Origin of the sequence: Halioglobus japonicus (genome assembly GCF_001983995.1) — a bacterium.
Lineage (GTDB): Bacteria > Pseudomonadota > Gammaproteobacteria > Pseudomonadales > Halieaceae > Halioglobus > Halioglobus japonicus.
The window spans coordinates 3,282,109-3,304,608 of record NZ_CP019450.1; the positions used below are offsets into that span (position 1 = coordinate 3,282,109).

The 22,500-nt window shown below is 59.1% G+C and carries 23 protein-coding genes; 7 read left to right on the forward strand and 16 right to left on the reverse strand.

Annotated elements, in window-relative coordinates:
• Positions 1–176: 176 nt before the first annotated feature.
• Positions 177–533: a hypothetical protein gene (locus BST95_RS15465; protein WP_084200428.1), complete on the forward strand. Its 357-nt coding sequence runs from the start codon at positions 177–179 to the stop codon at positions 531–533.
• Between the two features lie 134 nt (positions 534–667).
• On the opposite strand, the gene BST95_RS15470 is transcribed toward BST95_RS15465, so the two are convergent.
• On the reverse strand, positions 668–2,869 hold the full coding sequence (locus tag BST95_RS15470; protein WP_229801594.1) for a PQQ-dependent dehydrogenase, methanol/ethanol family: 2,202 nt from the start codon (positions 2,867–2,869) through the stop codon (positions 668–670).
• Between the two features lie 251 nt (positions 2,870–3,120).
• On the opposite strand from BST95_RS15470, the gene BST95_RS15475 reads away from it, so the two are divergent.
• Genes BST95_RS15475 through BST95_RS15485 form a run of 3 tightly spaced genes read left to right on the forward strand, consistent with a single transcriptional unit; the run spans position 3,121 to position 7,071 of the window.
• Complete coding sequence (locus BST95_RS15475; RefSeq protein WP_169843967.1) at positions 3,121–5,361, forward strand: 6-phosphogluconolactonase; 2,241 nt, start codon at positions 3,121–3,123, stop codon at positions 5,359–5,361.
• A gap of 55 nt (positions 5,362–5,416) precedes the next feature.
• Entirely contained in the window at positions 5,417–6,619 is a 1,203-nt protein-coding gene (locus BST95_RS15480) for an iron-containing alcohol dehydrogenase (protein WP_084200430.1), read from the forward strand.
• A gap of 35 nt (positions 6,620–6,654) precedes the next feature.
• Complete coding sequence (locus BST95_RS15485) at positions 6,655–7,071, forward strand: DUF6524 family protein (RefSeq protein ID WP_066048803.1); 417 nt, start codon at positions 6,655–6,657, stop codon at positions 7,069–7,071.
• A 9-nt stretch (positions 7,072–7,080) separates the two neighbouring features.
• Here the strand turns inward: BST95_RS15485 and BST95_RS15490 are convergent, their stop codons facing one another.
• From BST95_RS15490 to ihfB, 9 genes are all read right to left on the reverse strand, one after another.
• Positions 7,081–9,105 carry a polysaccharide biosynthesis protein gene (locus tag BST95_RS15490; protein WP_084200431.1) on the reverse strand — a complete coding sequence of 675 codons (2,025 nt, stop codon included), beginning with the start codon at positions 9,103–9,105 and terminating at the stop codon, positions 7,081–7,083.
• A 70-nt stretch (positions 9,106–9,175) separates the two neighbouring features.
• On the reverse strand, positions 9,176–9,904 hold the full coding sequence (locus tag BST95_RS19810; protein ID WP_240500304.1) for an MraY family glycosyltransferase: 729 nt from the start codon (positions 9,902–9,904) through the stop codon (positions 9,176–9,178).
• Positions 9,904–10,146: an MraY family glycosyltransferase gene (locus BST95_RS19815; RefSeq protein WP_157114501.1), complete on the reverse strand. Its 243-nt coding sequence runs from the start codon at positions 10,144–10,146 to the stop codon at positions 9,904–9,906. The genes BST95_RS19810 and BST95_RS19815 overlap by 1 nt, the downstream gene beginning before the upstream one ends.
• On the reverse strand, positions 10,146–11,042 hold the full coding sequence (locus tag BST95_RS15500; RefSeq protein WP_169843969.1) for an NAD-dependent epimerase/dehydratase family protein: 897 nt from the start codon (positions 11,040–11,042) through the stop codon (positions 10,146–10,148). The genes BST95_RS19815 and BST95_RS15500 overlap by 1 nt, the downstream gene beginning before the upstream one ends.
• A gap of 59 nt (positions 11,043–11,101) precedes the next feature.
• Positions 11,102–11,398: a ComEA family DNA-binding protein gene (locus BST95_RS15505; RefSeq protein ID WP_084200434.1), complete on the reverse strand. Its 297-nt coding sequence runs from the start codon at positions 11,396–11,398 to the stop codon at positions 11,102–11,104.
• A 116-nt stretch (positions 11,399–11,514) separates the two neighbouring features.
• A complete protein-coding gene (gene pyrF / locus BST95_RS15510; RefSeq protein WP_373295061.1) occupies positions 11,515–12,222 on the reverse strand; it encodes an orotidine-5'-phosphate decarboxylase in 708 nt (235 codons plus the stop codon).
• Between the two features lie 7 nt (positions 12,223–12,229).
• Positions 12,230–13,435 carry a lipopolysaccharide assembly protein LapB gene (gene lapB / locus BST95_RS15515; RefSeq protein ID WP_084200436.1) on the reverse strand — a complete coding sequence of 402 codons (1,206 nt, stop codon included), beginning with the start codon at positions 13,433–13,435 and terminating at the stop codon, positions 12,230–12,232.
• Complete coding sequence (locus BST95_RS15520) at positions 13,428–13,733, reverse strand: LapA family protein (RefSeq protein ID WP_084200437.1); 306 nt, start codon at positions 13,731–13,733, stop codon at positions 13,428–13,430. The genes lapB and BST95_RS15520 overlap by 8 nt, the downstream gene beginning before the upstream one ends.
• Before the next feature lie 77 nt (positions 13,734–13,810).
• Complete coding sequence (gene ihfB, locus BST95_RS15525) at positions 13,811–14,107, reverse strand: integration host factor subunit beta (protein ID WP_066048341.1); 297 nt, start codon at positions 14,105–14,107, stop codon at positions 13,811–13,813.
• Positions 14,108–14,241: 134 nt separating this feature from the next.
• On the opposite strand from ihfB, the gene BST95_RS15530 reads away from it, so the two are divergent.
• The 3 genes from BST95_RS15530 to BST95_RS21435 are packed head-to-tail and all read left to right on the forward strand — an operon-like array spanning position 14,242 to position 15,308.
• The gene (locus BST95_RS15530) at positions 14,242–14,928 is read left to right on the forward strand and encodes a hypothetical protein (protein WP_146004150.1); all 687 of its coding nucleotides are present in this window, start codon (positions 14,242–14,244) and stop codon (positions 14,926–14,928) included.
• Positions 14,925–15,194: a hypothetical protein gene (locus BST95_RS15535; protein ID WP_084200439.1), complete on the forward strand. Its 270-nt coding sequence runs from the start codon at positions 14,925–14,927 to the stop codon at positions 15,192–15,194. The genes BST95_RS15530 and BST95_RS15535 overlap by 4 nt, the downstream gene beginning before the upstream one ends.
• Before the next feature lie 39 nt (positions 15,195–15,233).
• Positions 15,234–15,308 carry a hypothetical protein gene (locus tag BST95_RS21435; protein ID WP_477190178.1) on the forward strand — a complete coding sequence of 25 codons (75 nt, stop codon included), beginning with the start codon at positions 15,234–15,236 and terminating at the stop codon, positions 15,306–15,308.
• Between the two features lie 76 nt (positions 15,309–15,384).
• Here the strand turns inward: BST95_RS21435 and rpsA are convergent, their stop codons facing one another.
• The 6 genes from rpsA to serC form a co-directional block, all read right to left on the reverse strand.
• Positions 15,385–17,061 (reverse strand): 30S ribosomal protein S1, encoded by a 1,677-nt coding sequence (gene rpsA, locus BST95_RS15540; RefSeq protein ID WP_084200440.1) that lies wholly within the window; start codon positions 17,059–17,061, stop codon positions 15,385–15,387.
• A gap of 141 nt (positions 17,062–17,202) precedes the next feature.
• Complete coding sequence (gene cmk, locus BST95_RS15545; RefSeq protein ID WP_084200441.1) at positions 17,203–17,880, reverse strand: (d)CMP kinase; 678 nt, start codon at positions 17,878–17,880, stop codon at positions 17,203–17,205.
• Between the two features lie 3 nt (positions 17,881–17,883).
• On the reverse strand, positions 17,884–19,188 hold the full coding sequence (gene aroA / locus BST95_RS15550; protein WP_066048352.1) for a 3-phosphoshikimate 1-carboxyvinyltransferase: 1,305 nt from the start codon (positions 19,186–19,188) through the stop codon (positions 17,884–17,886).
• Between the two features lie 121 nt (positions 19,189–19,309).
• Entirely contained in the window at positions 19,310–20,203 is an 894-nt protein-coding gene (locus BST95_RS15555) for a prephenate dehydrogenase/arogenate dehydrogenase family protein (protein ID WP_308428288.1), read from the reverse strand.
• A gap of 18 nt (positions 20,204–20,221) precedes the next feature.
• Positions 20,222–21,349, reverse strand: coding sequence for a prephenate dehydratase (pheA, locus tag BST95_RS15560; protein ID WP_066048358.1), 1,128 nt, complete (start codon positions 21,347–21,349; stop codon positions 20,222–20,224).
• 4 nt (positions 21,350–21,353) lie between these two features.
• Entirely contained in the window at positions 21,354–22,433 is a 1,080-nt protein-coding gene (gene serC / locus BST95_RS15565; protein WP_084200443.1) for a 3-phosphoserine/phosphohydroxythreonine transaminase, read from the reverse strand.
• Positions 22,434–22,500 lie beyond the last annotated feature (67 nt).

Below are 22,500 nucleotides of genomic sequence, written 5' to 3' on the forward strand. Positions count from 1 at the left end.
CCGCTTCTTCCAGGCCCAAGGCCATGCTGTCATCTGCTTGGCAAATTTTGCCTATTGTTTCTCGGCATTGCTTCCAGGAGGCTGAATTGTATGATTCGGTTTGCCCCCAGTCTCAACTTTCGTTGACGCGCTGTCTCGGACAGTGCACCTGATTGAAAAGCGACTATGCTTAGAACATGCAGACCCTAACCGGCATCTTTTACAGCCTCAGCCTCGTTCTGATCGTTACGACTTATGTCGTCTATCCCTGGACGCGTCCGTGGACCAACATACTGCTGGTCATCGGATTCAGCTGGCTGAGCTATCGTCTGTTCCGACCGGAATCAGAACGGGAGACGATAGAGCGGCATGTTGCCCGACAGAACAAACAATGGAGTGGCGACCTGGAGGCACACCGCCTGCATCGCGCCGAACGAGAGTCTGTCCATCATCGCGAGTCGCTGCTGAACGACGCCCAGGCCAGCCTTGCTGCCTCCGCAGAGGAACGTCGAGCTAAGCAGGGCGTTGTTGCGTTTCCTGACAAGAAAACCTGACTGAAACCCGATTCAACCGCCCGCACGGCATATGCTACCGCCACAGCAAGAGGCGCGAGCGACTAGCGAGCAGCGATGCATCCTGAGTGCTGGCCCAGATTTCTACCATCCCAGGCGCAGCGCATGAGAAAGCCTCACTCTTCTTTGGCCAGCGATTGCTGCAATTCGTTACCGCGCCAGGCCTGGGAAATCACATACGCGCGGATCGCCTCACTCTGTTCTTTACTGAGGTGGCGTGCAAATGAAGCCATGCCTCGCTCTGCCAGAAGCCCTTCTCGCACCACCTTGTCCCAACCATCGGCCGTGTGAAGCAACGCAGAGCCGCGCAGGTCAGGTACGAGCAGGCCTGAAACCGCATTCAGGCCATGGCAACCCATGCAAATATCCTGGTACAAGCCGAATCCCTCGCGCTCCGTCGCTTCGTCAGCGGTGCGCTCCGGGGGGTTAAAGACCACAACGGGCTTCCATTCCACCGGCGGCAGTTGCTTCTCGGCGCCAAGTTTGAAGGTAAGCACGCGACTGACATTCGGCAGGCTCTCAGGCTGTACAAACTCGCCGAACACCAGTGCAAAAGCTCCGCCCCAACCTACGTTCACTGAGACATACTGTTCGCCATCTATCTCATACGTGATACCCGGGGCCACTACCCCGGTTTGGGTTGGGAATGCCCACTGCTTTTCACCTGTGGCGGCATTAAACGCCACAAATTCACCGTCGGCAGTACCCTGAAACAGCAGCCCACCGGCGGTAGTGAGCATCCCGCCGTTCCAGGCGCCCCGGTGCTCTACCCTGAATGCTTCTGTCTGGGTAACCGGATTCCAGGCCAGTAGGCGCCCCTTGATCAAAGGCCGCAGCGCATCCCGAGTGGCCTGGTCATCAGGCAGACTGCCCACAATGCCATCGGCCCCGGTATTGGCGAAGCCCGGTCGATAGACAAATTCCTCCGGCTGACCGTAACTGGCCGGGAAGTCCAGCACCGGGATATATACCAGCCCAGTGTCAGGGCTGAAGGACATGGGGTGCCAGTTATGCCCGCCTAGATAGCTGGGTGTGACCGTGTAAGGGCTGTCGACATAGCGAGCCCCCTCCACTTCTACCGGGCGGCCCGTTTCAGGATCCACGTGGGTCGCCCAGTTGATATCGATATAGTTTTCAGCGCTGATCAAACTACCGTCGGTGCGATCGAGCACATAGAAAAAGCCGTTCTTGGGCGCCTGCATCAGCACCTTGCGGGTACTGCCGTCTATCTCTACATCCGCCAGGATGATGTGCTGAGTCGCCGTGTAGTCCCAGGTTTCTCCCGGCGTTGTCTGATAATGCCAGACATACTCACCGTTATCAGGCCGAACCGCCACAATCGATGACAGGAATAGATTATCGCCGCCACCGGGGGAGCGGATTTCCCGGTTCCAGGGAGCGCCGTTGCCCACACCGAAATACAGCAGATTCAGTTGCGGGTCGTAGGCCATGGAGTCCCACACGGTACCCCCTCCGCCGCCGAGCTCCCACCACTTGCCGTTCCAGGTCTCGGCCGCCATCTTCATGGCATCATTCTCGAAAGGCTCGTCCGGATTTCCCGGCACAGTGTAGAACTTCCAGAGTTGCTCACCCGAGCCCGCATCATAAGCAGCAATAAAACCACGTACACCAAATTCAGCGCCGCCATTGCCGATCAACACGCGGCCGTCGATGATGCGGGGGGCACCGGTAATGGTATAGGGAAGTTCCGGGTCGATCGTGGCCACAGACCAGTTTTGCTCGCCAGTGGCAGCGTCCAGCGCGACCAGCCGACCGTCGAAGACACCGACGAAAACCTGTCCCTCCCACACGGCGACCCCTCGGTTTACAGGGCCGCAACAACCATGGCGCACCTTATCGCGGGCGACCTTCGGATCATAGGTCCACAATTCCTTACCTGTCCGTGCATCCAGTGCGTGTACCACACTCCAGGAAGAGGTTGTGTACATCACACCGTCGACGACGATAGAGGTGGCTTCGATGCCGCGCGCTGTACCGAAATCAAAACTCCAGGCAAGGCCCAGTTGCTCGACATTATCAAGGTTGATTCGCGCCAGAGGGCTATAGCGCTGCTCTGCGTAGGTACGCCCGTGGCTCATCCAGTTTCCCGGCTCGCTGTCGGCAGCGAGCAGGCGAATGGCATCCACTCCCGCAGGCCTGGAATTCTCCGGGGCAGGTTGATCACTCACTGCGGGCGGGGGCGCCGAGGCGGTATCGTTCTGTGGCGCTTTTCCTTCGCTGCACGCAACCACCACAGGGACGAGGGCCAGCAGTATAAGCTGACGTAGAGTGGAACAAGTCTTCATATTATTAGTCATGTAATGGTCCTGTTAGGCGTCACGCGTGTTGGCAATGAGGTAAAGGAATTGCCGGCGCAGTGCGTCGGGTAGATCATGTCCCATTCCTGCAGTAACCGCCAGCACAGCGCATGCCGCTTAGCGCGGTGTGAGGTGAAGAAACGTTCATCCGAGACGAGGGAGAATCCATTTCACCGTTCGGGCATCTATGCGCAAAATCCTCAATCATTTACCCCAGACAGGCTATGTCCAGAAACGGGAAGTGTGCGACTATGGGCGTCATGAAAACCCGCTTGCCAGGTATGTCCGCTACCACCACTGCTATGGTGCAGGAAGATTCCGGTATTCATGTGGGTATTTCTCCAGATCTGCCCGCAGCCGCAAACCATGCCGCAGAGCTGATGTTCGACCGCTACCGGCAGTGGCTGGGACACGATCGATTACACGCCTGGGGCACATACAAACAGCAGTATTTCACTATCGCCATTGGTGGTGGCAACACGCTCAAGGCGCTGTATAACACGTGGCTTGATCAATATGCGCGCTCCATCGACTGGCTGGGCCGCGTGCGTTTTTTCTTTCTCGAAGACTCCACGGGCGAAGCGGGCTGGGAAAGCCCCGAACAGTCACTGCGGGTGAATTTCCTGCAACCCCTGGCTGAACGACTGAGCCATGGGCGCGGTAGCAACACACTGCGAAGAAAGCTGAAACTGCCCCGCTCAGCATCCCCCGCCGAAGTGGTCGAAGCCTTCGTACAACGCCTTTGTCATCCAATTGACCTCACACCGGCACAGCAGGCATTGCGCCACAATAAGCCCCGCCGCGCTCTCGCCCTCGCGCAACAGGAACAGGCGCGTTATCAGGCGCTGATATGCGGTCATCTGGGCGCCACAATGTCGTTTCACCAGATCATCAGCGGCGTTGGCAAAGACGGCAGCCTGGGTGCTCTGAGCCCCTACTCGCCACGGCTCAAGGAAACAGCGCCGACCACCACGCTACTGAAGCAGCCGCAGGGAGCGCTGCGCATTGCCCTCAATCGCGGCGTATTCACCCACGCCGAGTGTATTCACCTGATGGTCGCTGGGACCTTGAAGCTGAAAGCCCTGGGCCGCCTGGAGATGGAAGAGGCCACCCCTTTTGAGCAAACCGTCATGGAGACACCGCTGCGGCTATTGCGGGAGACCTGGGAGATAGCGAACAAAGTTTATCTGTTTGCCGATGAACAGGCCCTGCACTTTGACGAGACCATCTTCGAGTACCGGGCTAAAGGTCAACGCATTCAGAACAAGGCCGAGACCCGCCTGGGCGATGAAGACAATGGCGTTCACGCACTGTTACTGCATGGCTTTCTGGGTCTGTTCAGCTTTGCCAACCTGCTCGTGCGCCTGCCAAGCTCATGGACGGTATCGGCCCTGCACCGCGGCAGTCGGGCGAAATTTTTGCCCCGGGAAGAGATTTTCCCCCACTACGCCCTCGCAGTGCGCAAGGCCATATTGCGCAACTGGCGCCAGGGCCGTCCTACGCCCGTGGCCGGACACAGTATCGCCGGCGTCATCATGGATCATCTGCTGTTATCGCTGCTACCGGACGAAGACAGCAAACCATTGCCTTACGAGCGCCTGGACCGCGACGACCGTGACCTGGTCGATGCCCTGCGCACGGCGGGCATGGTGCACCTGGCCACGTGGTCACCTGCAGATGGCCCCAACACCGGCGAGAACATTAAATCGCTGGTCTCGCACTGGCGCAATGAAACCGCCCTGGACTATGGAGGTTTCGAACAAACCTACCAGGTGGATCGGCAAGGTAAGCTGAATCCTGTTCACGCCGAAGCCATTGCCAGGAGCAACGAGGACATCGCGGGATTGGAGCGATTTCTCCAGCGGAAAATCGCTCGACCACTGATCAATAGCCTCAACTTGGGCGTGCGGGCGCTACTCAATAGCACGACCGTCCAGCACCGTTTGCTCAATGCCGATATGCCCTATGCGCTGCGCCTGGTGGGCAGCCGCCTGCTGCGCACCGTCTCCATGTACGGCCTGACCAGGGAAATCGAAGCGGCACTGTGCAATCCGGCGCAATACCAGCGCCGCCATCTCAAGGCCCTCGATATTCTCATCGCCTATGACATTCCCTGGCTAAGCGTTATTCACAGAGATGACTTTCTGGTCTCCGCGCGGCGTCATCGAGAGGAATTCGAATATCTGGCAAGCGCGCGGATGCTCAAGGAAGGTGTAAACCATCCTGACCAACTGAGCACCACTATCAGGCACATAGCCATTGAGCGCAGCGATGAGGATCTCCCGATTGATCCGCTCAACCCCCACCTGCTGATTATGGCCACCAATCACGAGGGCAATCGCATGGCCCGCCAGATCACCGCTGCGATGACCCGTTTCGTCAATGAAAATCTGGCCAGGGCCATCGCCCGAGGCGACATTAACAGCCTTGCCAGTGTCGAGCGCTGGCAGCGCAAGACCCAACGCAAAGGCAAATCCCGCAAGGTGGCCTGATGCCCCCGCGTTTCGTATGATGGGCGCCCAATTGCCCTGATACGGAACGCTCATAATGAAATCGCTGTACTACAAATTCCGCGCCTTTGTTGTCACCTGGCTGCTGCGACTGTTGCCGCGCCCGGCGCCGGTGCTTTTCTCGGGCATAGGCTCGGCCAACACCCTAGCCGAGCAGCTCGCGATTCTGGGCCACAACAAGGTATTGATCGTTACCGACAGTTTCCTGGGGGGTTCCGGCATTCTCGACGGCATCAAAGCCGTGCTCGATAAAAACGGGACGGCTTACGCCATCTTCGATGGTGTACTCCCCGACCCCGCGTTTGACCAGATCCAGGCTGGCGAAGCCACCCTGCGCACTGAGAACTGCGACGCAGTACTGGCCGTTGGCGGCGGCTCCGTGCTCGATGCCGGCAAGCTGATCTCCCTGCTGCACACCAACCCCGGCAAACTGGAAGACTTTGACGGTATCCAGAAGGCCAAGAATGTCGGCGTGCCCTTGTTTGTTGTGCCCACGACTGCCGGCACCGGCTCTGAAATCACCTATGTGTCGGTGATTTCGGATCCTGACACCCACAAGAAAGTCCCGGTGATCGACAGCAAGCTGATGCCCGGCTACGTGGCCCTGGACGCGGATATTATGAAGGGCATGCCCCCGGGCATTACAGCGGCCACAGGCATGGACGCACTCACCCACGCGGTAGAGTCATACGTGGCGACTTCTTCCACGCCTGCCACCGAGGTCCAGGCGACCGCAGCGGTCAAACTGATCTTCAAATACCTGACTCGTGCCTGGCACCAGGGCGATGACCTGGAAGCGCGCGATGCCATGGCGCTCGCCGCCTTCTACGCTGGTTCCGCCTTTGGTCGCACTTCGGTGGGCTATGTTCACGGTATTGCTCACCAGCTCGGCCGGGTCTGTCACACGCCCCACGGCAACGCCAATGCCATGGTGCTGCCTGAGGTGCTAGCCAACTACGGCGCCTGTGTTCACGAGCGCCTGGCCCAATTGGCCCGTATCGTCGGAATTGGCGCACCGGGTGACGACGATGCCGCACTCGCGCAGCAATTTATTCAGGCCATAGTCGACATGCGCGTCGAGATGGAATTGCCCCTCAAGCCCAAGGGCCTGACACAGGGCGACGTGCCGGATATTGTCGAGGAGGCCATCGCCGAAGCCGGCAGCCTGTACCCGGTACCCCGCTACATGTCTGAAGCGGAAATCACCGGCATTGTTCGCGGCTTGCTTGAAGCTGCCTGACTCGAATAAGCTCTACAAAAACAAAGGGAATCGCTATGGCCAAAGATTTTGACGGGGGAAGTTTTCTGCTGCGGGTACTGTTCGCAGCGGTGTTGGTGTTCGGCACCTATAACCCCACCAGTTTCTCCTATGTGAGCTATGTGCTGGCCGAAGGCCACGAATTCGGGCCGATCACTGCCATCATCGGCCTGCTACTGCTCATTGCCTGGATTGTTTTTCTGCGCGCCACGTTTCTATCCCTGGGCTGGCTCGGAGTCACCCTGGGAGCGGCCCTGTTCGGCTGCATAATCTGGCTGTTCGTAGACCTGGGCTGGCTGAGTATCGACTCAACAGGCGCCATCACCTGGCTGGCATTAATTGTGCTGGCGTTGATTCTGGCGGTGGGACTGTCATGGTCACATATCCGCCGCCGGCTCACTGGCCAGGTCGACGTCGACGATATCGAGGAATAGCGGAAAACGTCAGGGCGACTTTTCCGGGAACAGTTCCTTCACATTGGACACCACGGTGGGTGCATGCGGTTGCTCACCCACTTGGCCCTGCTTGGTCCAAAGGTGATCGTGACGTACCTCGTGTTCGGTGAAACCACTCACCGCAGCCCGCAACACCTTGGTAATGCCATCGCAATCCAGCGCGTCGCAGTAGCGCATGAGTTCTGACACATAGTGATGAACCTGGCCGTAGGACAGGCACTCCTCTTCAGCGCGCATAATCATGGCGTGGCCGGTACCGGTCACGTTACTGCCCAGCAACAGCTCTTCGTAGAGCTTCTCACCCGGGCGCAGGCCGATAAATTCAATATCGATGTGCTCGCCCACGTGGGTGTCGTGATCCATCTCATAACCGCTCAGGCGGATCATACGGCGGGCCAGGTCCACAATCCGCACCGGCTCACCCATGTCCAGCACAAACACGTCACCACCCGTACCCATGGCCCCGGCCTGCAACACCAGCTGTGCGGCCTCGGTAATGCTCATGAAATAGCGGGTCACCTCAGGGTGAGTCACGGTAACAGGGCCACCCTGCTCGATCTGCTCGCGGAACAGCGGCACAACCGACCCGGAAGAACCGAGCACATTGCCGAAACGCACCATACAGAAACGGGTATGGGTATCGCGCTGGGCGAGCCCCTGTAGAATCATCTCTGCGAAACGCTTGGAGGCACCCATGATATTCGTGGGACGCACAGCCTTATCGGTGGAGATCAGAACAAATGTGTCGACGCCAGCCTTGCGGGCTGCCTCGGCCGCATACCAGGTGCCAAACACATTATTGGCAACACCCTCGGCCACGTTGTACTCAACCATTGGCACGTGCTTGTAGGCCGCGGCGTGATACACGGTGTTCACGGCAAAGGTGCGATAAATGCTCTCCAGACGACGCTGATCCTGGACGGTGCCAAGTAGGGGCAAAATATTCACTTCCAGATCGGCGTTTTCAAGGCTGGCGCGCAATTCGCGCTCGATGTTGTAGAGCGCGTATTCAGAGTTATCCAGCAGAATCAGTTCGCGAGGCGCGGCTGTGAGAATCTGGCGACACAGCTCCGAGCCAATTGAGCCGCCGGCGCCGGTCACCATCACTACCTTGTCGGTAATACAGCGGTCGATCAGCTCGGGTTTGGCAGGCACGGGCTCACGTCCCAGCAAATCGTCCAGGTCAATATCCTGAATCTGGTTCACGCTGGCCTCACCGGCCACCAGTTCGGTAATCCGCGGCACAGTGCGCACATAAACGGGCAGGCCCACCAGCGAATTAATGATTTCCTTGCGACGTTCGGGCGAGGCGGAGGGCACCGCGAGCAACACCTGGGTAATATCGTGAGCGGCAATGAGTTGTTCAATATGGTCGGGGTGGGCAACCTGCAGACCGTTGATAACGGCGTGCTGCAGACGAATATCGTCGTCCACAAAGAACACAGCCCGATACTGGTCGCCGTGGTTCAGCGCCGTCAGCAGCTGACGGCCGGAGGCGCCGGCGCCATAGATAATCACGTTTTCGGACATGGAGCGCAGCTTGGCCTGGTAATAGGCACGCACACTCAAGCGGGTGCCGCCAATACCGAGCATGGCCAGACCCCAGTAGATAAAGGGCATGGAGCGAGGCACCTCGGCCTGGGCAAAGAATACCGCGCCGCCGAGCACCAGGGTGGAATAGCTCACGGCCGTGATAATGGCCCAGATTGCCTGCTGGCCCATAAACCGGATCACCGCGCGGTACAGGCCCAGGCGCAGGAATATCACCGCGCTCACCAGCAGGGTGAACACGCCGCACATAATTTCTATTGAGCCGAGCTTGAAATCGGTATGGCCGTAGCGAAACGCCACGGCGGCCCACATCGCCACGGACACATAGAACATGTCCAGCGCCAGCAGGCCTGCCTGTTTGATATTGCGGGGAAGCTCTATGAGCCGTTCAAGGACGTCCCGGAGGCCGCCAACCAGAGTGGAGACGGTGCGCGATACAATGCTGCCCAGAACTTTCAGCAAATCCTTCCCTCAATCCTTGTATGGTCACGTCGCTGCTTTAAATTTTTGTGACGGCAGCAAGAAGGAAATACTAGCCCAATTTTCGGGCTTTCGCCATGCCGTAGAGCAGGGGTATATATGCCAAAATTACCAATAAAAATGAGAACTTGGGCCACAAAGTTGTGGTCAGGGCTAAAGGAAACAACCACAGGCCATTAATTGCGAGCAGCAAAATATCCACCGGTAGGTGGCTGCCCCAGTGGCGACTCAGGCGCTGATAGGCATGCTGGCGATGGGGCTCAGTGAAGCGTTCACCTGCCAGCATTCGCGCCAACAGGGTATAGCTGGCATCGGTCACAAATAGCGCCAGTAATATCGCCCAGCAAGCCAGCGGCAACGCCCCCTCAACAGCGCCCAGCAGCGCCAGACCACCAAGCAGGAAGCCGGTGGGGACGCTGCCCGCATCTCCCATGAACAGCCGTGCGGGCGGCCAGTTCCAGCACAGGAACCCAACCTGGGCCGCCGCCAGCACCAGACAAAAAGACAAAAACTGCAAATCGCCCGCGTAAAACCAACTGAGCAGCGCTGCAGCTACGCAGACACTCACTGCCTGGAGTGCGGCAATGCCATCGATACCATCCATGAAGTTGTAGAGGTTGAGCATCCACAACAAGGCGAAGGCCGCCACCAGTTGAACCAGCCAGTGCCCGCCTGCCGGCGCCAGCAGCGCATTCGCCGCCATTAACGCAACGCCCGAATAAAGCGCGAATCGCAAGCGCGCCGACAAGCTGAGCAGATCATCGACCACACCCACCAACATCAACAATAGCGCGCCCCGGCAAGTATCAGGTAGGGCCCCTCCCATGCCACGCCCATCACGTGACCGATGGCCAGCCCCGCGGCAAACGCCGTCAGCATGGCCACCCCACCGCCGTGAGGCGTGGGCAGCGTGTGGGAGCTGCGCTCGTTCGGCTGATCGAGAATCTGCAGGCGCCGGGCCAGCAACAGGTACAGGCCGCAAAAAACGATGGATATCGCCAGCGTAATCATCACCAGTGGCACTAGTCGCGCTCTCCCAAAACTTCGGCCAGGGAGACTGTTGGCGCCCATCCCAGTGCCGCCACCAGAGCGCCGTTATCGTAATACTCACTGCCAAACAGCTTGTCCCGCACACCGAGCACACTCGCGGCGCTGCGCCACATCCACGCTGGCAACCAGCTGCGCGCCAGGCCGAGGCCGCGGCGCGCTCGCAGCGCGTCATAGACAGTGCGACTGGAATAGCGCTGGCCATCGCAGACGATCCAGGTATGGCATCCCTGCGGTGGATGGAACACCAACTTCACCAACAGCACTGCCAGATCGGGCAGGCCAATCATGGAACGCCCGCCCGCCTCCGGCGGGCGCGGCAATCCCATGCTGATTCCGCGATCCAGCAGCGCCAGGTTGCCCTTGGGCTGGGCGCCATAGACCAGCGCGGGACGCAGTATGGTCACGGCCATATCGCCCTCACGGGCGAGGTCGCGCAGGCCTTCTTCAGCCCGCCACTTACTGTGCCCATAGGCATCGTCAGTGGGTGTCACATCGGCTTCACTGCGGGCATGATCATCAGAAGCGGGCCCCATGGCCTTCACACTGGAAACAAAGATGAAGTGGCGCACGCCAGCGGCTTGTGCGGAGCGCGCGAGCGCGAGCGTCGCGTCGAGATTAAGGCGCGTGTAGAGGCTGGCATCTGCTTTCTGGTGAGCCACCCCCGCAAGATGTATCACGGTGGCAACGTCTTCCAGGGCCTGCTCTGGCAAAGGCTGCTCAGCGAGGTCAACCGCCAGCATCTGCCCCACCGCCGAAGGGTTCGCTGTGCGACTGACAGCAACCACGTCAGCGCCCGCAGCAACGAGCGCAGGACATAGCTCGCGACCGACAAATCCGGTAGCGCCGGTAACCAGGCATTTCCTGGTCACGATAGAATGTGGCAAAAATAAGGGGGCATAAGCCCCCTCATGATACGGATGCGCCCGGCTTAATCCAGCGTTATTACCTTGCGGTTGCGATTGATGGTGGCTTGGCCAATACCCTTAACCTCGGTCAATTGCTCGAGGGTTGTAAAAGGCCCGAATGCCTCGCGGTAGCGGACAATATCTTCGGCGCGACTCGCCCCGACCCCATTGAGCGCTGCGGCGAGTTCAGCCGCGGTGGCTGTATTGAGATTAACAGTGTTTGCGGGCGAGCTGTCGGCTTGGGCTGGCCCCAATCCGAGGCCGAGCAACAGAGCCAGCAGCCCCGCGAACATGAATTTTCGGTAAATGATTGTGTGCATAGCGACTCTCCTTGCGCTTGGAATGCTGCATCCGTGCAGGCATCCGTATCAAGGCTGAGTGTAGCAGCGGCCACCACGCCCAGGGCGCAGGAGAGCACAATAGATGAAACGGGGATTTAGCTGCTGAGTCCCAGCTCGCGGTGGACCCGCTCCAGCGCCGCAATGGGATCCGCCGCGGCGGTAATGGACCGGCCGATCACCAGGTAATCAGAGCCGTTGGCGATGGCATCCGCCGGAGTAAGCACGCGGCGCTGATCACCGGCATCATCTCCCGCCAGGCGGATGCCGGGAGTCACCAGACAAAAATCGTCGCCGCGGTCGGCGCGCAGTCCCGGCGCTTCCATGGCAGAACAGACCACGCCATCCAGGCCACTGGACTGAGTGAGTGCGGCCAGGCGCGACACTCGTTCTGCCGCAGATTCGGTATAACCCAATTCGCGTAAATCGTCGTCAGACATACTGGTCAACACGGTCACCGCGATCAAGATCGGTCGTTGCTGGTAAGCCTGCAGTGCCTCAGCCGCCGCTTCCATCATCCGCCGGCCACCGCTGGCGTGAACGTTAACCATCCACACGCCGAGCTCTGCAGCCGAACGAACGGCGCCGGCCACGGTGTTTGGAATGTCGTGGAACTTGAGATCGAGAAACACCTCAAAGCCTTGCTTCTGCAATGACTCCACCAAGGAAGCACCGCTGCGGGTATATAATTCCTTGCCCACCTTCACCCGACACAACTGCGGCGACAGCCGGGCGGCAAATGCCAGCGCGGATTCGGCATCGGGGTAGTCCAGAGCAACCAGTACGGGTTTGTCGTTCATCGTCAATTCTCGCTTATTCCAGGCTGGTGCCACGGATGGTTTTCATCGTGCCCCAGTATTTACAGCCCGGGCAGAACCAATGCATATGGCGCCCGGAAAATCCGCAGTGACTACAGCGATAGGCCGGACGCTCCTCGATGAGTCGCACAACGAGTTTCTGCAGCAGATCGAGGTTGTCTCGCGCCCGCCCTTCACTGACATTCATCTGCAGGCCAATAAGCTGCTCAAGGCCGCGCATCGACGGTCGCAATTCCAGCTGCCTGGCCAGAAAAGCCTCCGCCTCGTCAGTGCCCTCAGACATCAGAATATCTTCTGCTGCGGCAATCACCAGCGGCGGTGAAGAATGCGCCTCCAGGCACTCGCGCAAATAGGCACGCAGGGATTTTTCGTCGCCCAGTTCACGGTAGCAACGGCGCAGCACGCCAATCGTCTCGCTAATGTAGTCGGGGTCCTGCTGGCGCACGCGTCGCAATGCCCTGATCGCCTGTTTGAAGTTACCCGCATCACATTCCACTTCGCCCAGCATGATGGAGGCACGCACACATGCCCGATCCTGATCCAGCGCGTCCTGTAACAGCCCCCGGGCGCCCTGGAGGTCACCCAGCTCACGCTTCTCGGCCGCCAGCTCACAGAAATAGTGCGAAATCACGGTGACCACGTCCTGGCCCAGCTCAGCCGGTTCCTGCGGCGTACCGCCAAGCAGTGTTTTGCGCGGCATCAGATTGGTGGCGACATCAATAGCCCGCTGCCACTCACGCTCACTCTGGTAAATGTCCAACAGGTGGCGCTGGCTGGCGCGACGCTGCTGTGGCGACTCCTCGACCAGGTCGAGAAGCAGGCGCTCAGCCCGATCCAGCAAGCCGGCGCTGATGTAGTCGCGGGCCAGCTCAAGGTGTGCCGCGTGCACCTGGGCACGCGGCAGACTGGGACGCGCGAGTAAATTCTGGTGAATACGGATGGCGCGATCCACCTCGCCCTTCTTACGCAACAGATTGCCGAGGGCGATGTGGGTTTCCATGGTCTCGGAATTCACTTCAAGGGCATTGATAAAAGCATCGATCGCGCCGTCGGGGCGACCGTCGAGCAAATAGTTCAGGCCCTTGTAATACTGCCCCGGTAGCTCCGGACTGGCGACCACCTTACGCTGGGACCGACGCCCCAGAAACCAGCCGATTGCGATGGCCGCAAACAGCAGAGCAAAGACAAGATAATCATTCACCGTCGGTGAGGCCCGCCGTGCGCAGTTTGTCCACTTCGGCTCGCGCCTTGGCCAGTTGGCGGTTGGCGCTGGCCAGCGATGCGCGCTGACGCACGATCATACCGGAAGACAGCAACAAGCCCAGCACCCCACCGATCGCAAACGCACTGAGCACCCACAGCGCCAGGCTGTGGGGCTGGAAGGTATAGAACAGCATATCCAGCGGTACCAGCTGCTCATTCTGCAACGCGAACAGTACACCAACCGCGGCAAACGCCAGGATCAGAGCAATGGAAATCAGTTTGCGTAACAGCTTCATGTGAATATCCAGAATAGCGGAAATAAAAAAGCGGTATGACCCGTGCGATCATACCGCCTGTATTGTTCAGGGCAAGTTTAAAGGCCCTGCTGAAGCCCCAGATTCACACGCTCGCGCAGTTCTTTGCCGGGCTTGAAATGGGGCACGTACTTGCCGGTCAGCTCTACTGCATCACCGGTTTTCGGGTTCCGGCCTCGACGCGGCTCGCGGTAGTGGAGGGAGAAACTGCCAAAGCCGCGGATCTCGATGCGATCGCCAGTCGATAACGACTGCGACATATGCTCGAGAATGGTCTTCACCGCCAGCTCAACGTCCTTGGAGGACAGCTGGTTCTGCTTGGCCGCAATGGATTCGATCAATTCGCTTTTGGTCATGGCTCTTATCGATTGTTTTTTCACCGGGAAGATATTGTGGACCCAGATTCTACGAAGCGCAAGTTCCTATTTTATATAGAAAAAGTGTGAATTTGTTCACAGCTCAGCGCGCTTTACCCCCTCCAGGCCTACAAATGCTGGGACCGACAGACAGGGGCTGTACGGCGCTCCAATCACTGCTGATGGACAGCGACATTGAAGTCAGCCGCGCGAGCAGTTTCTCCAATGGTGGGGAGAATGCCACCGGCACCATCAACAGCAACGACATAGCCCGCTTGTCCGATGTGAGCGTGCTGGATATTGGCGACGATGTTGAGGTGGGAAAAATCTATGGGAAAACTAACGATAGCGATGACACCATTGCCCAGACCATCATTAACAGCATTGGCACCCTGCTCCTGACTGACATCCCCAGCCTGATGATTGGCACAGACTCAACCAATGGCGAGTTTGATATCGGCGGTATCGCCCTGGGCGATGATGAGGGAGATACCGGCGTCAACCAGATTACTGCGACAGCACAGGGCACGGTCACCATGGCCAACGTGAAGGCCGAAGTACAAAGCACTGTGCGCGTGGGAGTTATCGATATCAGCTCTTCGCTGGAAGGTGGCAATACCGTGCCAAGCAGCGCCACTACCAGCAATGCGTTTGGCACCCTGACCCTGCAGAGTTCGTCGCTTGATAGCCCCTCCGTCGAGGTGGGCATGGTTGCCGCAAACCATGAAGGCACGGCCACCGGTTCACTGGAACTCAGCCCGAGCTACCTGAAAGCAGACCAACTCATTGTGGGCGAAGGGGCCGGGTCATCCTCAATGTGAACGGCCCCACCCGGGCATCACCGGACAATCTTGGCAGCGACGGCCTCTATGCAGCGATCGACGCAGACAATGTCGTGCTTGCCGGTGAAGTGGTGATTCGCGTCAACTACCAGCACGCACCCGGTGATTCAGAGACCATCAACCTGCTCAATGCCGACAACATTACGATTGACCCCAGTGCTTCGGTGCTCATTGAAGGGCTGGCCTCAGGTATCAGGCTGACCAACCCAAGCGTCGTCGCCGCCGATTCGGGCAGCCGCTACTAGGCAGTTCTGAGTGCTGCCGACCCGCGCCCCGTTCCCGCCCTGGGGCTGTGGCAGCTGGCTGTGCTTGCCCTGCTGATCGCAGGACTGGGTGGAGGACTGCAGCGTCGCCGCTAACCAACACGGTTTCTCAACAGGGGCCCCATAAAAAAAGGCCCGCTAATGCGGGCCTTTCTCTTGAGGGGCTGGAGAATTAATTCTCGCCCATCTGCGCCTTGATCAGGTCGCCGATAGTACCTGGAGAGGCCGCTTCCTGCTCGGACTCTTTCAGGGACTTCACAGCTTCCTGCTCATCGTCGTAGTCCTTGGCCTTGATGGACAGTACTACGCCGCGGTTCTTGCGATCCACAGAGACGATCTTGGCTTCAACAGTGTCGCCAACCTTGAAGGAGTTGCGAGCATCTTCAACGCGGTCGCGAGAGATGTCAGACGCCTTCAGGATGCCTTCAACTTCGTCAGCCAGCTTGATGATCACTTCTTTGGCATCAACTTCGATAACTTCGCCGCTCACGATGGAGCCGCGGTCGTTAACGGCGATGTAGTTGCCGAAGGGATCGTCTTCCAGCTGCTTGATGCCCAGGGAGATGCGCTCGCGCTCGGGGTCGATGGACAGGATAACTGTCTCGATCTCGTCGCCCTTCTTGTAGTTGCGAACCGCTTCTTCGCCAGCTTCGTTCCAGCTGATGTCGGACAGGTGTACCAGGCCGTCGATGTTGCCTTCCAGACCGATGAAGATACCGAAGTCAGTGATGGACTTGATAGAGCCGGAAATCTTGTCGCCTTTCTGGCACTTGGCCGCGAAAGCGTCCCAGGGGTTCTGCATGCACTGCTTGATACCCAGGGAGATACGACGACGTTCTTCGTCGATGTCCAGAACCATAACTTCCACTTCGTCGCCCAGCTGGACGATCTTGGAGGGGTGTACGTTCTTGTTCGTCCAGTCCATTTCGGACACGTGTACCAGACCCTCGACACCCTCTTCCAGCTCGGCAAAACAGCCGTAGTCGGTGAGGTTGGTGATCTTGGCCTTGACGCGGCTGCCCTCGGGGTAGCGACCGGTGATTTCCACCCAGGGATCTTCACCCAGTTGCTTCAGACCCAGGGAAACGCGGTTGCGCTCGCGGTCGAACTTGAGAATCTTGACGTCGATTTCCTGGCCAACTTCTACGATCTCGGAAGGATGCTTGATGCGCTTCCAGGCCATATCGGTGATGTGCAGCAGGCCGTCTACGCCGCCCAGATCTACGAAAGCACCGTAGTCGGTCAGGTTCTTGACGATACCCTTGACGGACATGCCTTCCTGCAGGGTCTCCAGCAGAGCTTCGCGCTCTTCGCTGTTGGCTGCTTCCATAACAGCGCGACGTGAAACAACCACGTTGTTGCGCTTCTGGTCCAGCTTGATGACCTTGAATTCGAGTTCCTTGCCTTCCAGGTGGACGGTCTCGCGAACGGGACGTACGTCAACCAGGGAGCCCGGCAGGAACGCGCGGATAGTGTTGATGTCGACGGTGAAGCCACCTTTGACCTTGCCGTTGATGACGCCCTTAACCACTTCTTCAGCTTCGTGGGCGGCTTCCAGCTCTTTCCAGGCTTCGGCGCGCTTGGCTTTCTCGCGAGACAGCTTGGTTTCACCAAAGCCATCTTCTACGGATTCCAGGGCGACCTGTACTTCGTCACCAATGCTGAGTGTGCACTCGCCGGTGGCGTCGGTGAACTGGGAACGGGGGATGATACCTTCAGACTTCAGGCCCGCGTGAACGGTAACCCAGTCGTTGTCGATGTCGATAACAACGCCGGTTACGATGGCACCGGGCTGCATGTCGACGGTTTTCAGGCTCTCTTCAAATAATTCGGCGAAAGATTCGCTCATTACACATTACCTATAGGTTTGGTTGTCCGGGCCTCCAGCAGGCGCGGGTCAATTAAATTCACACCTCTGCCCCGCCCTGTCTGGATTTCGGCAGGAACCGAGATGTTTAAGCCATTTAAAGGAATTTACGGACGTTAGCCGCTAGTTCAGACCTCTTCGCGTCACTTCGAGCATCACCTGATCAAAAACCTGCTCGATCGGAGTGGCGGTACTATCGATGACGATGGCGTCTTCTGCGGGCACCAGGGGAGAGACAGAGCGGCTTGAATCGCGCGCATCTCTCTCCTGGATGTCCTCCAGAAGGCGCGGGAGACTAACACTTTCGCCCTTTGAAATCAACTGCTTATAGCGGCGCTCGGCGCGCTCTTCGGCAGAGGCCGTGAGGAAAAACTTGAGGGGAGCCGCCGGAAAAACCACGGTACCCATGTCGCGACCGTCAGCGACCAGTCCCGGCGGGCGACAAAACTCGCGCTGCCGGGCGAGCAATGCGTCGCGTACGGCGGGAATCGCAGCGACCTTGGAAGCACCGCGACCGCCCTCTTCCGTGCGAATGACACCGGACACATCGGTACCTTTATAGGCCACCAGCACCTCACCGGAGTCAGCGTAGGTGAAGCTGACATCCAGGTGACGCGCGACCTCGGTGACCGCCGGATGATCATCCAAGCTAAGCCCTTCCATGAGGCAGGCCTGGCCGGTGACACGATACAGGGCGCCGCTATCGAGGAAGTGCCAGCCGAGCTTCTCCGCCAGCAGGTGACTGATGGTGCCCTTACCGGCGCCTGAGGGTCCATCCACGGTAATAACCGGACTCGTCATAGGCTAGCCCGCCTGCGCCGTAATTTGCAGTCCGAGCCCTCGCGCCAATGCGTCAAAACCCGGGAAGGAGGTGGCCACATGATCGCAATCCAGTACCCGGATTTCCTGCTCGGCCCGCAGGGCGGCAATGCTGAACGCCATGGCGATACGATGATCCATGTGCGTGCGAATCTCGCCGCCGCCCATTTTGCCGCCCTCAATGATAATGCCGTCGTCGAGCAATTCGTTGCTGACGCCGAGTGTGTCCAGGCCCTCGGCCATGGCCGCGAGACGGTCACTTTCCTTAACCCGCAGCTCCTCGGCGCCGCGCAAAACTGTGCGACCCTCGGCACAGGCAGCCGCAATAAACAGTACCGGAAACTCGTCGATCGCCAAGGGCACCTGGTCCTCGGGAATTTCGATGCCCTTCAGCGGCGCGTAGCGCACATGAATGTCTGCGACAGGCTCGCCGCCGACCTCACGCTCGTTTTTAAGGGTGATATCCGCCCCCATGAGCGTGAGAATATTGAGAATGCCAATCCGCGTGGGGTTAATGCCCACGTGGGTTAACAACAGATCAGAACCGGGGGCAATGCTTGCGGCCACCAAGAAGAATGCCGCCGAGGAGATGTCCGCCGGCACATCGATTTCACCGCCTTTGAGGCTGCCGCCTCCCTGCAGGCTGATGACTTCATTTTCGCACTTCACCTCATAGCCGAAACCGCGCAGCATGCGTTCGGTATGATCGCGTGTTGGGGCTGGTTCAGTGACGGAGGTCCGTCCCTGGGCATACAGGCCCGCCAGCAGCGCACAGGATTTCACTTGGGCGCTGGCCATGGGCAGGTCGTAGTGAATCCCTTCCAGGGTCTTGCCGCCCTTGATACGCAGTGGTGGACGGCCACCCTCTTCCGACGCAATCTCCGCGCCCATGTTTTCAAGCGGGGTAATCACCCGGCCCATCGGGCGACTGCACAGCGAGGCGTCACCTGTCAGTACAGTATCGAAGGGCTGGCCCGCCATCAGGCCGGCCATCAGGCGCATACCCGTACCGGCATTGCCCAGATCCAGCGGCTCGGACGGTGCTTTGAGACCGTGCAGGCCGACGCCGTGCACGATGACTTCACCCTCGCCGCGGCGCTCGATCTCCACACCCATAGCCTGGAAGGCTCCAAGGGTTGCCAGCGCATCCTCGCCTTCGAGGAAGCCCTTTACGTGGGTAGTGCCCTCGGCCAGGGCGCCGAGCATGATGGAGCGATGCGACATGGATTTGTCGCCGGGAACACGGGCTTCACCATTAATGGTGCCACCGGGTTTGAGCAGGAATTCCATAGTTTTTCTTTCTCTCTAACTTACACACCGTCATTTCTGCCAAGGTAGGAATCCAGAGAGCCATGAGCTACAAACCCATACCTCTCCGGACGCCGGCCAACGCTGGCATGACGACGCAAATTTATTTGCCCTTGGCGCGCTCAGCAAGTATGGCGGCAAATTCGTCCCTGGCCGCCTTGGCACGCGTAAATGTAGCGTGCATTCCGTCGCTATCTTCGCCGGCCACCGCGGTCCGCAGATCGGCCAGATGACCGCTGAACAGGTCTATCGCCTCGAGCAATGCGGCTTTATTGGCTATCGCTATATCTCGCCACATCACCGGGTCAGAGGATGCTATACGGGTAAAGTCTCGAAAACCACCCGCCGCAAATCGGAAGATGTCATCGCTGGCATCTGATTGCGCCAGGGCATCCACCAGCGCATAGGCCAGCACATGCGGCAGATGGCTGGTCGCGGCCAGCACCGCATCGTGCTGAGCCACGTCCATGTCGACCACATCGGCGCCCGTGGCCAGCCACATATCGCGCACCAGGCTCACGGCATCGGCATCGTTCTCGGCCACCGGCGTCAGAATGACACGGTGGTTAATGTACAGGTCCGCGCGCGAAGCGGCGACACCGCTCTGCTCGGAACCGGCGATAGGGTGACCCAGCACAAAGCGGGGGGGATATTGGCCATCGCAGATACGCCGCGCGGCGCGCTCCAGATTACCTTTAACGCTGGCGGCGTCGGTGACAATCGGCGCGTCAGCGCGCCCGGCAATGGCCGGCAGAATCTGCGCCAGCACCTGTTCGGCCACCAGCGTCGGGGTACAGATCACCAGTATGTCCGCGCTGTCGATTACTTCCGCGAGATCCAGGGTAAAACTGTCGATAACGCCCAGCTCCACACCTTTCTCCAGTGACGGCGCGCGATGGCCATAACCAATAACCCGCTCACAAAAGCCATTCGTTTTCAGCGCCCGGGCCAGGGAGCCGCCAATCAGGCCGAGGCCGAGCACGGCCACTGTATTCACACGTGTTGCCATCGGAACCTAGAGCACCGCCTGTGGGTAAGAGCCCAGAGGTTTGAGCAGAATCGACTGCTCTTCCAGCTCTCTGACAATGCCGGCGACGTTCTCGTCCTGCATGTGGCCTTCGAACTCGATGAAAAAGACGTAGGCCCACTTCTCCGTGCGCGAGGGTCGGGTATCAATACGCGTGAGGCTGACACCGGCCTTGCGGAACGGATCCAGCAAGGTAAACAGGGCTCCGGGCTTGTTGCGGCTGGAGACAATAATTGAGGTTTTATCGCGTCCTGACGCAGGCACTTCTTCACGGCCGATGATCAGGAAGCGGGTGGTGTTGTCGGCGTAGTCTTCGATATGTTCGGCGAGCTTCTCAAGACCGTAAAGCTCCGCGGCCATATCGCCCGCGATTGCGGCGACACCGGGAATTTCCAGGGCCATACGCGCGGCTTCGCCGTTGCTGCTGACAGCCTCGCGCTCGATGTCCGGCCAGTTGCGGTCGAGCCAATTGCGACACTGCGCCAGGGCCTGCTGGTGGGCGCAGATGCGCTTGATCTCACCCTTGCCCGTGTGGCCGGCCACCAACAGGTGGTGGGCTATGCCCATCTCGACTTCACCGGAGATCTTCAGGGAAGAATCCATGAAATTGTCCAGAGTGTGGCTGACCATGCCCTCAGTGGAATTTTCCACCGGTACCACACCGTAATTGCATTCGCCCGACTCTACCTGGGCGAACACAGAGGCAATCGTGCCCTGAGGCACGCAGACCGCAGCGTGGCCAAAGTGCTTGATGGCTGCCGCCTGGGTAAACGTACCCTCGGGGCCAAGGTAGGCCACCTGCAGCGGTTTCTCCAGCGCCAGGCAGGCGGACATAACCTCGCGGAAAATATGCGCCACGGTTTCACCCGCCAGCGGCCCCTGCTCGCGATCAATAATGCGCTGTAACACCTGGGCCTCACGCTCAGGACGGTAGTACACCACCTCGGCTTCCGCGTCGCCCGCTTCCTGGGCAGCCTGCACCTCGGCCAGTTTGATGTCGGCCACCCGCTGGGCACACTTGGCCCGACGGCTGATCAGTTGCTGGATTTCCCGATCAATCGCGTCGATATCGACGCGCACTTCATCGAGAGTACGATTGTCACCGTTGTCCGCCATGGGCTTACCCGTTGCGTTGCTCAAAGTCCTGCATGAAAGTTATCAGCGCGTCGACCGCGTCCTCACCCACTGCGTTATAAATGCTGGCGCGCATTCCGCCCACCGAACGATGCCCTTTCAGGTTGAGCAAGCCGGCTTCGTCAGCGTCCGCCAGGAACTGTTTGTCCAGGCCGGCATCAGCCAGGGTGAATGGCACGTTCATCAGCGAGCGGCTCTGCAACTCGACCGGGTTGGCGTAAAAATCCGACCCGTCAATCTCTGCATACAGTTTCTCGGCTTTGCGGCGGTTAACCGCCTCCATCGCCGTCAGACCGCCCTGCTCTTGCAACCAGTCGAACACAAGGCCGGCCAGGTACAGTGCAAACGTGGGCGGGGTGTTGTACATGGAATCGTTGTCCGCCGCCGTCTGCCAGTTCAGCATGGCCGGACACACCGCTTGGGCGTTGCCCAGCAGTTCGCGCCGCACGATGACAATAGTCAGGCCGGCAGGGCCAATATTCTTCTGGGCGCCGGCGTAGATCACACCGTAATCGTCGACGCTGACCGGACGGGACAGAATCGTTGACGACATATCCACCACCAGCGGCGCCGCCGTTTCGGGCACCCAGAAATACTCCACACCGCCGATCGTTTCATTGGGTGTGTAGTGCAGATAGGCCGCGCCATCAGTCAGATGCCAGCTGTCCCGGGGCGGGATGGTGGCAAAGTTGGTGTCTTCGGAAGAGGCAGCCACATTGACATTGCCGTAACGCTTGGCCTCGGCAATGGCTTTCTTGGACCATTGTCCGGTATTGATGTAATCCGCTGTGCCGTTGTCGCCCATGAGATTCAGGGGCACCGCCGAGAACTGGGTGCTGGCACCCCCTTGCAGGAACAGCACGGCGTAGTCATCGGAAATACCCATCAGCTCGCGCAAAGTCGCCTCGGCGCGCTCTGCCACACTCACAACTTCGGGGCTGCGGTGGCTCATCTCCATAATGGACAGGCCAGCGCCGTGCCAATCGAGCATCTCGTCGCGCGCTTTTTCCAGCACCGCCTCAGGCAGAGCAGCAGGACCGGCGCAGAAATTGTACTTGCGAGTCATAGGTCGGATCTCACTTTTAAGGTATCAAAACGGGGACTGCGGACAGACCCCCTTTAAAAGGGGGTCT

Bases quoted from the DNA above. Each gene is read 5' to 3' on its own strand.
- cmk (WP_084200441.1), bottom strand. From the start codon at position 17,880: ATGACGAGTCCGGTTATTACCGTGGATGGACCCTCAGGCGCCGGTAAG.
- pheA (WP_066048358.1), bottom strand. From the start codon at position 21,349: ATGGCGGACAACGGTGACAATCGTACTCTCGATGAAGTGCGCGTCGAT.
- BST95_RS15505 (WP_084200434.1), bottom strand. From the start codon at position 11,398: ATGCACACAATCATTTACCGAAAATTCATGTTCGCGGGGCTGCTGGCT.
- BST95_RS15520 (WP_084200437.1), bottom strand. From the start codon at position 13,733: ATGAAGCTGTTACGCAAACTGATTTCCATTGCTCTGATCCTGGCGTTT.
- BST95_RS15470 (WP_229801594.1), bottom strand. From the start codon at position 2,869: ATGACTAATAATATGAAGACTTGTTCCACTCTACGTCAGCTTATACTG.
- BST95_RS15485 (WP_066048803.1), top strand. From the start codon at position 6,655: ATGGCCAAAGATTTTGACGGGGGAAGTTTTCTGCTGCGGGTACTGTTC.
- BST95_RS19810 (WP_240500304.1), bottom strand. From the start codon at position 9,904: ATGTTGGTGGGTGTGGTCGATGATCTGCTCAGCTTGTCGGCGCGCTTG.
- BST95_RS15530 (WP_146004150.1), top strand. From the start codon at position 14,242: ATGCTGGGACCGACAGACAGGGGCTGTACGGCGCTCCAATCACTGCTG.
- BST95_RS15475 (WP_169843967.1), top strand. From the start codon at position 3,121: ATGGGCGTCATGAAAACCCGCTTGCCAGGTATGTCCGCTACCACCACT.
- BST95_RS15480 (WP_084200430.1), top strand. From the start codon at position 5,417: ATGAAATCGCTGTACTACAAATTCCGCGCCTTTGTTGTCACCTGGCTG.
- ihfB (WP_066048341.1), bottom strand. From the start codon at position 14,107: ATGACCAAAAGCGAATTGATCGAATCCATTGCGGCCAAGCAGAACCAG.
- BST95_RS15465 (WP_084200428.1), top strand. From the start codon at position 177: ATGCAGACCCTAACCGGCATCTTTTACAGCCTCAGCCTCGTTCTGATC.
- rpsA (WP_084200440.1), bottom strand. From the start codon at position 17,061: ATGAGCGAATCTTTCGCCGAATTATTTGAAGAGAGCCTGAAAACCGTC.
- serC (WP_084200443.1), bottom strand. From the start codon at position 22,433: ATGACTCGCAAGTACAATTTCTGCGCCGGTCCTGCTGCTCTGCCTGAG.
- aroA (WP_066048352.1), bottom strand. From the start codon at position 19,188: ATGGAATTCCTGCTCAAACCCGGTGGCACCATTAATGGTGAAGCCCGT.